The sequence below is a fragment of the Pantoea sp. X-Soil-ISGK-259 genome (genome assembly GCF_059730705.1).
This window is the reverse complement of record NZ_AP035986.1, coordinates 408,111-420,072: the sequence shown is the minus strand read 5'-3', so window position 1 is coordinate 420,072 and position 11,962 is coordinate 408,111. Positions and strand designations below refer to the sequence as shown.

General features: G+C 55.1%; 8 protein-coding genes. 3 read left to right on the top strand and 5 right to left on the bottom strand.

What is annotated here, in order from left to right:
- Positions 1 to 140 precede the first annotated feature (140 nt).
- A complete protein-coding gene (locus tag AC6I77_RS01880) occupies positions 141 to 5,672 on the top strand; it encodes a glutamate synthase-related protein (RefSeq protein ID WP_485525850.1) in 5,532 nt (1,843 codons plus the stop codon).
- A 185-nt stretch (positions 5,673 to 5,857) separates the two neighbouring features.
- Positions 5,858 to 7,615, top strand: a complete 1,758-nt coding sequence (locus AC6I77_RS01875; protein ID WP_008925402.1) for a sulfite reductase subunit alpha — start codon at positions 5,858 to 5,860, stop codon at positions 7,613 to 7,615.
- Positions 7,616 to 7,728: 113 nt separating this feature from the next.
- Here the strand turns inward: AC6I77_RS01875 and sspB are convergent, their stop codons facing one another.
- The 5 genes from sspB to zapE form a co-directional block, all read right to left on the bottom strand.
- Entirely contained in the window at positions 7,729 to 8,214 is a 486-nt protein-coding gene (sspB, locus tag AC6I77_RS01870) for a ClpXP protease specificity-enhancing factor (protein ID WP_003851133.1), read from the bottom strand.
- Positions 8,215 to 8,217: 3 nt separating this feature from the next.
- Positions 8,218 to 8,859, bottom strand: a complete 642-nt coding sequence (sspA, locus tag AC6I77_RS01865; RefSeq protein ID WP_003851135.1) for a stringent starvation protein SspA — start codon at positions 8,857 to 8,859, stop codon at positions 8,218 to 8,220.
- 331 nt (positions 8,860 to 9,190) lie between these two features.
- Entirely contained in the window at positions 9,191 to 9,583 is a 393-nt protein-coding gene (gene rpsI, locus AC6I77_RS01860; RefSeq protein ID WP_008925401.1) for a 30S ribosomal protein S9, read from the bottom strand.
- 15 nt (positions 9,584 to 9,598) lie between these two features.
- Complete coding sequence (rplM, locus tag AC6I77_RS01855; RefSeq protein ID WP_008925400.1) at positions 9,599 to 10,027, bottom strand: 50S ribosomal protein L13; 429 nt, start codon at positions 10,025 to 10,027, stop codon at positions 9,599 to 9,601.
- A 227-nt stretch (positions 10,028 to 10,254) separates the two neighbouring features.
- Positions 10,255 to 11,382 carry a cell division protein ZapE gene (gene zapE / locus AC6I77_RS01850; RefSeq protein ID WP_033743099.1) on the bottom strand — a complete coding sequence of 376 codons (1,128 nt, stop codon included), beginning with the start codon at positions 11,380 to 11,382 and terminating at the stop codon, positions 10,255 to 10,257.
- Between the two features lie 178 nt (positions 11,383 to 11,560).
- Between zapE and zapG the strand changes: the two genes are divergently transcribed.
- Positions 11,561 to 11,962, top strand: coding sequence for a Z-ring associated protein ZapG (gene zapG, locus AC6I77_RS01845; RefSeq protein WP_003848291.1), 402 nt, complete (start codon positions 11,561 to 11,563; stop codon positions 11,960 to 11,962).

Genomic DNA, 11,962 nt, shown 5'->3' with positions numbered 1-11,962 from the left:
GTTTTACCGATGTCTGGAGAGAAATGCTCAGGGCTATGACGCGCGCTCGACAGAGCATGGCGATGAAAATGATAGCGCCCCAGTGCGCCCAGACCCTGAATCAGTGCAGGTAATGTCAAAGCAGTTTAAGGAGACCCTCAATGTCCACTAAAAAACCTCAATCCTATGGCTTGTATGATCCGACAGCAGGCAGTGACAGCTGTGGTGTAGGTTTCATTACGCGTAAGGACGGCGAGCAGACCCACGAGATTCTGCAGATGGCACACAGCGCTCTGTGTACCGTGCCTCACCGCGGCGGTATGTCCGCGGAAGGCGTCGGCGATGGTGCGGGGGTCAACGTTGATCTGTCGCTGCACTTCTTCCGCAAAATTACCGGCCAGCCGCTGGAAGCGGGTCGCTTTGGTGTCGGCAACTTCTTCGTGCCAAAAGATGCCGGGCTGCGCGCGAATGCCGAACGTCTGGTGGATGAGGCACTCAGCAGCTTTGGCCTGCCGGTGATCATGAAACGCGACATGCCGCTCGACAGTAGCGTGACGCGCCCGGCCGCCGTGCAGTTTCAGCTACCGATTTTGCAGTGGATTTTCACTGCGCCAGAGGACGTGGTCGACCAGAACGACTTCGAAAAACGTATCTACCGCGCCCTGCTGACCATTGAAGCCCGTGCGTTTACCGAAAGCGAATTTGGCGGTCTTTATCCGCTGTCGCTGTCATCACGCACCCAGGTGTTTAAAGCCCGTCTGAATTCCAATGAAGTGATCCCTTACTTCAAAGATCTGACCGATCCGGACCATCAGGTACGCGGGCTGTTCTTCCATACCCGCTTCTCCACTAACACCGATCCGCATACCACCATGGCACAACCGTTCCGCCTGATGGCGCATAACGGTGAACTGAACACTGACCGCAAAAACCGCATCGCCGAGTCGGCGCTGGCGCTGGCGCGTGGCAAGAAAATCGTCCGGCCAAAAGGCCAGTCTGACAGTTCGCGTCTGGATCAGAGCATCCACAGCCGTCTGATGGAAGATAACCTCGATCTGATCACGGCCGTTGTCTCGATGATGCCGCCCGCCTGGGAAAACGACAGTTCACTGCCGACAGAAGTGCGCGACATGCTGGAGTATTTCTCGCTGTATGAAGAGAAGAACGACGGCCCTGCAGCATTAATCTTTGGCAATGGCGAAGTCATTGGTGCTCGTCTGGACCGTCTTGGCCTGCGTCCACTGCGTTCAGTCGAAACGGCTGAGTATATCGGTGCAATGTCAGAAGCCGGGCAGATCGCGTTTCCACCTGAAAGCGTGTTGCGTCGTGGCCGAATCGAAGCGGGCGGCATGCTCTATTTCGATCATCGTGAAAAACGCAGCTACACCACGCTGCAGGCGCTGGAAAAACTGGCTGCAGAGAAAGATTATTCTGCGTTGCTTCACGAAGCGCGCGTCGGTCTTGACGATCTGCCTGAGATCCCGGCAGAACAGCAGGGTTCACCGTTGCGTTATCGTGGCGACCTGAAAACCTATCAGCGCTTTGTTGCCTACTACTACAACCAGGAAAGCTTCAAGTTCATGATGGACCCGATGCTGAACACTGGCGCAGAGAAGATCTCTGCGATGGGTTACGGCAACGCCATCAATGGCTTATCCGATCATGAAGGCGGCATGGCGCACTACTTCTCTCAGCGCTTTGCTCAGGTGACCAACCCACCGCTGGACTCTATCCGCGAAGTGGACGGTATGACGCTGCGCGTCGCGCTGGGCGCAAAACCGCATCTGGGCCGCAGTAAAGGCCGTCAGATTGTGGTGCCGAGCCCCATCCTCAGCCACCTTGATATGCTACGTTTACGTGAGCAGAAAATCGCGCCTTATGCCCGCTTTGAAATGCTCTATGAGCCCGTGATCGGTAAAGATTTGCTGAGCACCACGGCTAACGCGAATGCGCTGGAAAAAGCGATTGATGACCTGGCGCAACAGGTAGTGGATTTTGCCCGCTCTCAGGGTGGCATTGCCGTACTGACCGATCGCCACATCTCGTCGAAACACGCTGCAATCCCGATGTTGCTGGTGGTATCCGCCATTAACCAGCGTCTGGTGCAGGAAGGCCTGCGTCTGGATGTTTCTCTGGTGGTGGAGAGCGGCCAGAGCATCTCTTCGCACCACATTGCCGCCACACTTGGTTTCGGCGCTTCCGCTATCTACCCACTGGGCGTACAGATGCGCGCAGAGGAGAAATTTGGTGAAGGTGAAGAAGGCAACAAAGCCTTTAAACGCTATGCCAAAGCGGCTGAAAAAGCGCTGATGAAAACCATGGGCAAAGTGGGCCTCTGTACCGTTGAGAGCTACAGCAGCGGCGAGTTCTTTGAGCCAAACTTCCTCAACACCGATGATCCGGTGTTGAAAAAGTATTTCCCGAATATCAGAACACCGGTGGGCGGCGCAGGCTTCGCAGCAATCGCGGCGATGGCAGTAGACTGGCACCAGAGCGCACTGAAGATTCAGGGTGAATCTGAAGTGCCATTGCTGGGCCTGTTTAAAGAGCGTGCAGAAGGCGCGGGGCACTCTTACGGCACCATCGCCGTACGTACTTTCATCGACATGACTGAAGAGCCGATTCGCTTTGCCGACAAAGCGCGCGAAGAGGACAACTTTATCCGCCTGATGACGCTGGCAAAACTGGATAACGCGTTTGGCATCAAGCCCGAAACGTTCAAAGACAGCAGCTTCGAGCGCATCCCGGATGACGTCATCAACAATTTTGCCATTACTGCCGATTATCGTCAGTTCTCAAGCCTGATGTACGAAGAGCGTAAACGTCGTCCGGCGGCCCTGCGCGACATCCTGACCTTCCCGGCTGATTTGACACACATCGACAGCGAAGCGGAGTTCCGTCGCAAACTGGGACGCTACTCGCTGACCAACAACGGCTTTGCGATTCGCGGCATGGTGTGTGAAGCGGTGGATGGCAGCCTGAATCACTTCATGCTGCGTCTGACCGATGCCATTGAAGGTCTGAAGCCTGAGAGTGAGCGCCTGGAAAACCTGTCTCGTGCTCTGAAGTTCCGCTTCGGCGACGATATTGAGAGCAGCGAAGTGGTTGAAGGCGGTCTGAAAGTGACCGCATACGGTAAAGCGGCCGATTATCTGTCACGTATCTTCACCACCCTGCCTTCACTGCCGCTGAGCGACGTACAGCCAGCCTGTGAAATTACCCGTACCTTTGCCTCCGGGGCGATGAGCCACGGTGCGCTGGTCGCGCCTGCTCATGAAGCGGTTGCACACGGCACGAATATGGTCGGCGGCATGAGTAACTGCGGTGAAGGCGGTGAGCACTACTCCCGCCATGGCACTATTCGTGCCTCCCGTATCAAACAGCTGGCTTCCGGTCGTTTCGGCGTCTGGGCTGCCTATCTGGCAGATCCAATGCTGGAAGAGCTGGAGATCAAAATTGGTCAGGGTGCGAAGCCTGGCGAAGGCGGACAGTTACCGGCAGCCAAAGTCACGGTAGAGATTGCGGCTGCGCGTGGCGGCACGCCTGGCGTTGAGCTGGTTTCTCCACCGCCACACCATGACACCTACTCCATCGAAGATCTGGCGCAGTTAATCCACGACTGTAAAGCCGCGCGGGTGCGCGTTATCGTCAAACTGGTCTCGTCTGAAGGCATCGGCACCATCGCGGTTGGCGTAGCCAAAGCCGGTGCAGATGTGATTAACGTGGCGGGTAACACCGGCGGTACCGGCGCAGCGTCTGTCACCAGTCTGAAATACACCGGACGCGTAGCCGAAATCGGCATCGCTGAAGTCCACCAGGCGCTGTGCGCCAATGGTCTGCGCGATAAAGTCCTGCTGCGCTGCTCTGGCGCGCAACAGACCGGCAGCGATGTCGTGAAATCTGCCCTGCTGGGCGGCGACAGTTTCGAGTTCGGCACTACCGCGCTGATGATGCTGAAATGCGTGATGGCGAAGAACTGTAATGTGAAGTGCCCGGCTGGCTTAACCACCAATGCCGAAGCCTTTGATGGCGATCCACGTCAGCTGGCGCAGTACTTCCTCAACGTGGCGCATGAAGTGCGTGAGATCCTGGCACGTATGGGTCTGCGTTCTTTGCGTGAAGCGCGCGGTCGCTCTGACCTGCTGCACCTGATGGATCACCCGCTGGAAGTGGGCAAACTCGACTTGCGCGCCATGCTCACCGTGGTGCCTGAACTGAAAATCGACAAGCCGGTTTATCTGGAAAAAGATTTTGAACTGGATGATGGCTGGATTGAGCAGCTGAAACTGTCGCTGGTGGAGCAGGGAAATCCTGACGTCGCACTGGGCGATGGCATCGTGCTGAATAACCGCAACAAAAGTGTCGGTGGTCAGCTGGCTATCGATATCGAACGCATGCTGAACCATCAGTTGAGCGCGGAGCAGTTAAACCTGATGCCTGCTGTCATGACTGACGATCGCGGTCGCCGCTATCTGGCGCCTGAGAGCGTAAAAATTTCCACAACCGGCTCTGCCGGCCAGTCATTTGGCGCATTCTGCAACGATGGCATGCAGCTGGCCCACTATGGCACCTGTAATGACGGTGTCGGCAAAGGACAGTGTGGCGGCGAACTGATTGTGATGTCGCCGGGTGGCGGCGCGCAGGATGCCGATGGCAACGTGCTGATTGGTAACTTTGCGCTGTTCGGTGCAACTGGCGGACGTCTGTTCGTTCAGGGGCAGGCCGGTGACCGCTTCGCGGTGCGTAACTCAGGTGCAACGGCCGTCGTTGAAGGCGTGGGTGACTTCTGCTGTGAATATATGACCAACGGCGCCATTCTAAACCTGGGCACCTTTGGTAAAGGATTTGGCAACGGCATGAGTGGCGGCTTTGCCTACCAGTACGATCCCTATGGATCGCTGGCAAGCCACGCTGCCGGGGACTCTGTGCGGTTTGGCTCCATTGCCGATCAGGATGAGATGGCGCAGGTGCACAAGCAGGCGGTACTGACCATGCTCAACTGGCATCTTGAGGCAACGAAATCGCCACGTGCTGCCTGGCTGCTGGAAAACTGGGAAACAGAGTGTCATCACTTTGTTTATGTGATGCCACGTTCGCTGCTGCTCTATCAGGATGGCGGTGAGATCCTGAAAGCCAAGAGCCGTAAAGATCTGCTCGAAGAGCTATCTACGGCGCTGGCAGGCCATCAGGTTGCCAAGTTTAAAGCCGCGTGGCGTCAGGGTAAAACCATCGCCAACGGTGCCGTACCAGCCTATGGCGCGACCGATACGCAGGAGATGTTTGTCCTGCTGAACAACTACACCGTGCTCAGCTTTGCCCAGCAACTGGCACTGGCAAAATTGCCGAAAGGCACGCCGGTTGAAGATCCGGCGGTAGAAAAAGCGGTGCGTAATCTGCTGATGACGGAAGACTTTTCGCTGGTCAGTAAGCTGCAGCGTCATGCCCGTTCCGCCATCGAGAGTTACAGCGATGACGAACTGGCGAGTCTGATTGGGACCAAACGCATGTCAGATTACAAAGCGGCGCTGACGCAACGTAATATCCGCTCCATGGACAGCCTGGCAACCTACGGCTGGATCATGTATCAGGATGCCTGTAACCGGGAAGTGCTGGGTCATCTGCCTGACTTTGAAGAGCTGTTTGCACGTGCGGCATTGCCGGAAATCGCCGCTGCGGTGGGTAAACTCTCCTGACAGTGATACTGATCAGGCTGAACTGAATATTATTAATTGATCATTGCCCGGATTAATCGTTGTACCGGACAGATGCAAAACCGCTCTCCCCTGCTGCAAAATCTGCGGCACGGGAAAGCGGAACGGCTGTCACACCGGACAACGCCACTGATATCGGGCGAGAACGGGATTGAGTAAACGTACCCATGAAAATTCCTTATATTCCAGAAGATGCACCTTTTAATGGCGATCAGAAGTACTGGCTGGCTGGCTTTCTTGCGGGGCTTCACTCCCGTTTGCTGGTGTTAGAAGACAAACAGCAACCTGCCGCAGGTACGGGTGCAGCCGCGACCACGCAACTGCACATTCTGTATGGCTCGCAGACCGGCAATGCCGAAGCGCTGGCGCAGACCGCAGCAAAATCTGCCCGCGCGAAAGGGCTGGTTCCGGTGGTTCAGGCGCTGGGCGATGTCGATCTTGATGTGTTCGCCACCATGCGCCATGTGCTGATTGTTACCTCGACCTATGGCGAAGGGGAAATGCCGGACAACGCACAGCTATTCTGGGATGCGATTTCTGCCAGTACCGCACCGCGTCTGGAGCAGATGCATTTTGCCGTGCTGGCGATTGGCGATACCGGTTACGACGGCTTCTGTCAGGCGGGCAAGTTCATTGATATGCGCCTTGAGCAGCTGGGCGCGAAACGCGTGGTTGATCGTATCGATTGTGATATTGATTATGAAGAGCCTTCCAGCGAATGGCTGAACAGCTCAATGCCACAGTTTGCTGCCAGCGCGGGCAGCAGCGGCACCGTGCTGGAGAGTGCACCTGAAGCGCCTGTGATTCCTGGCAGCAATAAATCGAATCCGTATGCCGCCGCACTGATCACCAACAAGCGTTTGTCAGGCGAGCAGTCAGCAAAAGATATCCGTCATTTCGAATTCGACCTGTCGGACAGCGGTCTGAAGTATGAAGCGGGCGATGCGCTGGGCGTGATTCCGGTCAATGAACCGTCGCTGGTCAGCCTGCTCCTGACTCAGCTTAATGCTGATTACCAGACACCGGTGCCCGGCTTCGACCGCAGCCTCGGCGACCTGCTGACCTACCAGTTTGAGATTTCGGAGCCGTCGCGCAAGTTGATCGAATGGGTCGGACAGAACACCACCAACCAGGAACTGCGTCATGTGTTACAGCATGATGATAAAGATGCGCTGGGCGTGTGGCTGTGGGGCAAAGATACGCTCGACCTGCTGCAGCTTGAACTGACGCGCTCGCTGGCGGTACCTGAATTCGTCGCTCTGCTGCGTCCGTTGCAGCATCGTGCTTACTCCATTTCGTCCAGTTCTAAAGCCCATCCTAACCAGGTGCATCTGACTGTTGCCTCAGTGCGTTATCACAGCGGCGGCCGTAATCGCGGTGGCGTCTGCTCCACCTATCTGGCCGAGCGTGTGCGTCGTGGCGAGAAACCCGCTATCTTTATTTCACCCAATAAATCGTTCCGCGTGCCGGCTAACAACAGCGCACCGCTGATCATGGTGGGACCCGGTACCGGCATCGCCCCATTCCGGGCCTTCCTGCAGGAGCGTCAGGCAACCGGCGCGCAGGGAAAAAACTGGCTGTTCTTCGGCGATCAGCATCAGGAACATGACTTTATCTATCAGGATGAATTACTTGCCTGGCGGGATAATGGCTTGCTGACCCGCCTGGATCTGGCGTTCTCACGCGATCAGGAGAAGAAGATCTACGTGCAGAGCCGGATGCTTGAGCAGGGTGCAGAACTCTATGCCTGGCTGCAGGAAGGGGCTTACTTCTACGTCTGCGGCGATGCATCGCGCATGGCGAAGGATGTGGATAACGCGCTGTATGAAGTGGTTCGCCAGTTTGGTGGGCTCTCCACCGAGCGCGCTGCAGACTACGTGGATCAGCTGAAGAAAGAGAAACGCTACCTGCGCGACGTCTACTGATAGCAAAGGTGTGCTGAAAGAAATCCGGCTTGCGCAGGCAGCCGGATTTTTTTTATCTCTTTTTTATGAATAACAGGCAAAAAAATACCCGTCGGATGGACGGGTATTCACGGCTATTTCACTACACGGAGTGAAGGGCGTCCGCCACGAGGCGGTGGATCGTCGTCAGGCGGTGTCTCGTCATCGCGGGCATCGTCAGGACGATCGCCATCAATCACGGACATCATGGTCTCTTCCTGACCCTCTGACGTCTCCTGCGTACCCAGCTCGTAAGCAGGTTCAGGCTCAAACATCGTCCCGGCACCGTTTTCACGCGCGTAGATTGCCAGAATCGCCGCCATCGGCACATTAACCTGGCGAGGAACACCACCAAAGCGCGCATTGAACGACACCTGATCATTCGCCAAATCAAGGTTACCCACCGCGCGTGGCGCGATGTTCAGGACAATCTGACCATCACGCGCATACTCCAGCGGCACCTGCACACCGGGCAGATTAATATCGACCACGAGGTGCGGCGTCAGCTGATTGTCGAGCAACCAGTCATAGAAGGCGCGAAGCAGGTAGGGACGACGTGCAGTAAGTTGCGACATTTCCATACGTTAAGCCCGGGCTTGCAGGCGCATTTCACGTTCAGCTTCAGTTAATGAAGCAAGGAAAGAGTCACGCTCAAATACGCGGTTCATGTAGCCTTTCAGCTCTTTTGAACCTGAGCCAATCAAATCGATGCCCATTGACGGCAAACGCCATAACAGCGGTGCCAGGTAGCAATCGACCAGACTGAACTCTTCGCTCATGAAGTAAGGAGTACGACCAAACAGGGGTGCGATAGCCAGCAGCTCTTCACGCAGTTGCTTGCGTGCTGCTTCAGCTTCCTGACCCGTGCTGTTCTCGACTTTCCGCATCAGGCTATACCAGTCCTGCTCGATGCGATGCATCATCAGGCGGCTATCACCACGGGCAACCGGATAAACCGGCATCAGTGGCGGATGCGGGAAGCGCTCATCTAAGTATTCCATGATGATGCGTGATTCATACAGCGTCAGCTCACGATCTACCAGCGTCGGTACCGTGCGATACGGATTGAGGTCAATCAGATCCTGCGGCAGGTTATCCATTTCGACCTGCTCGATCTCTACGCTGACACCCTTCTCCGCCAGGACGATACGTACCTGATGGCTGAAAATGTCAGTAGGACCAGAAAACAGCGTCATTACCGAACGTTTGTTGGCAGCGACAGCCATGAAAACCTCCAAGTTTGTTCACAAAAAGATACTGCAAATAGCCAACCACACGGCGACTCACTTGCTTATCGAACTCGCACGCAACCTGGTTAGCCGCGCCGTAGATACTGACGCCCCGACAGTGGGAAGGCGCATAACGCACCGGCCTGCGGGCGCAAAGTGACACAGAGTTTACCAGATTTTAGGCTACTTGTGGGCGTGGAATGAATGTTTGCAGGTAAATTGAGCGCGACGTTACGGTTTTCGCCGGGAGTTGAGGGGACGGCAGCAAATAAAAAACCCGCCGAAGCGGGTTTTTTGAGCCAATTGTCGCAGCCGGAGCTGCAAACAATTAACGCTTGGAGAACTGAGGACGACGACGTGCTTTACGCAGGCCGACTTTCTTACGTTCAACCTGACGCGCATCACGAGTAACGAAGCCTGCTTTACGCAGTTCGCCACGCAGTGATTCGTCGTATTCCATCAGAGCGCGGGTGATACCGTGACGGATCGCACCAGCCTGACCAGAAATACCGCCACCTTTAACAGTGACATACAGATCGAATTTACCAACCAGGTCCAGCAGCTCAAGCGGCTGACGAACTACCATGCGGGCAGTTTCGCGACCGAAGTACTGTTCCAGAGAACGTTGGTTAATTACGATGTTACCGCTACCCGGCTTAATGAATACGCGAGCGGTAGAGCTTTTGCGGCGACCAGTGCCGTAGTTTTGAGTTTCAGCCATTGCCTTTAATCCCGATTAAATGTCAAGAACTTGCGGTTGCTGTGCCGCATGGGTGTGCTCGTTGCCTGCGTAAACTTTCAGTTTACGATACATAGCACGACCCAGCGGGCCCTTCGGCAGCATGCCTTTAACCGCGATCTCAATCACACGCTCAGGACGGCGAGCAATCATCTCTTCAAAGGTCGCCTGTTTGATACCACCGATGTGACCAGTGTGGTGATAGTAGATCTTGTCAGTACGCTTGTTGCCGGTTACAGCAACTTTTTCTGCGTTCAGAACGATGATGTAATCACCAGTATCAACGTGCGGAGTGTATTCCGCTTTATGCTTACCACGCAGACGGCGCGCCAGTTCAGTCGCCAGGCGACCCAAAGTTTTGCCCGTTGCGTCAACTACAAACCAGTCACGTTGGACGGTTTCTGGTTTAGCTGTAAAAGTTTTCATCGAAAAGCTTACCCAAATTAAGTTACACGTTGGTGAAATCCCAAACGCTTAAGTAAACGAATGAGGCTCACACGACCATTTTGACCAGCAAGCCACCCCTTCGGATAGAGTTACTGGAACACAGAGGATTTGGGAAAAAAATCCTTTGCTGTAACGTGGGGTCGCAAGATTATAGAGAAGTCGGTTACAAAAATCGAACCCTATTTCGGTATTTATCCTGTTTATTCTCACGGCAGGTGCGGCAAACGCAGATACTCTTCGCTTTGCATCTCCTGAAGCCGGGATAAACAGCGCTGATATTCGAATTTCAGCCGCGTGCCCTGATAAATCTCGGTCAGTGACGTCTCCGCCGCGACTACCAGCTTCACATGACGTTCATAGAACTCATCGACCAGCGCCAGGAAACGCCGCGCCTGATCTTCGGTTTTATAGATCATCACCGGCACGTCATACAGCAGCACGCTGTGAAAACGGCGCGACAGCGCAATATAGTCATGCTGACTGCGCCCTTCACCGCACAGGGTCTTGAAGTTAATCGCCAGCACGCCTTCGCTGACACCCAGTGTCGGCATCTGGCGGTGATTAATCTCCAGCACCGGCGCCGCTTCTGGCTGGCTGCCCGACAGCGCTTTAAACATCCGCGTCATTTCAGCGTGCGTTTCCGGGTTCAGCGGATAGTTCCACAAGTGTGCGGAGGTCAGCGTGCGCAACCGATAGTCGATACCGGCATCCACGTTCATCACATCACAGTGGCGTTTTATCTGCTCAATGGCTGGCAGGAAGCGTGCACGCTGCAGACCATTGCGATAGAGATCGTCGGGCGGAATGTTCGAGGTGGCCACCAGTGCGATACCGCGTTCAAACAGCGCTTCCATCAGCGTGCCCAGTAGCATCGCATCCGTGATATCAGAGACAAAAAACTCATCAAAACAGAGGATGTCCGTTTCGGCTTTAAATTTGTCCGCGATAATCAGCAAGGGATCGCTCTGACCCTGGAGCTGCGTCAGCTCTTCATGCACCCGCAACATAAAGCGGTGAAAGTGCAGGCGCAGTTTTCGGTCGCCAGGAATAGACTGAAAAAAGAGATCCATGACCCAGGTCTTACCGCGCCCGACACCGCCCCACATATAGAGTCCACGTACCGGTTGCGGCGTCTCGTTTTTCTCTTTGCCAATCAATTTTGACAGGCGACCCAGCAGGCCAGATGCGGCTGGCGCGGCAGATTGTTGCCGGGCAACCAGCGCCTGCTGCAGCGCGTCTAAACGGGTAATTGCTTCGCGTTGTACGTCATCGGGCCTGAATTCGCCCTGCGACAGCGCCTGCTCATAGCGTGCAAGCGGAGTTGAGGTTTGCATTGTTGTTTCAAAGTCCCTGAATGGTGTCTGATTCATACCACGGTTGCTGAAAAAAAGGCCGTTCTACACTAAGCCATGCTGCTCCAGAGTTCCACATCCATAAGATTAACGGGTATAGTGACTATTATTGAAATGGTGCAATGCCCTACGGAACAATGGAAATAACACGGGAGTCATTATGACCTGGGAATACGGGCTAATTGGTTTAGTGGTAGGTATTATTGTCGGCGCAGTCGCCATGCGTTTTGGCAACAAAAAGCTGCGTGAGCAGCGCAGCATGCAGTATGAGCTGGAAAAATCGAAAGCGGAGCTGGCTGATTATCGCGAAGAACTGACCAACCACTTCGCGCAGAGCGCGGAGCTGCTGGACAACATGGCGCGTGATTATCGTCAGCTCTATCAGCACATGGCAAAAGGCTCCAATGACCTGCTGCCAAATCTGCCTGGGCAGAAAAATCCGTTTGCGTATCAGTTGACTGAAGCTGAAGCGGATAACGATCAGGTCCCGGTGCAGATGCCGCGCGACTACTCTGAAGGCGCATCGGGTTTACTGCGTGGCGAGCGCCCTGCCCGCGACTAA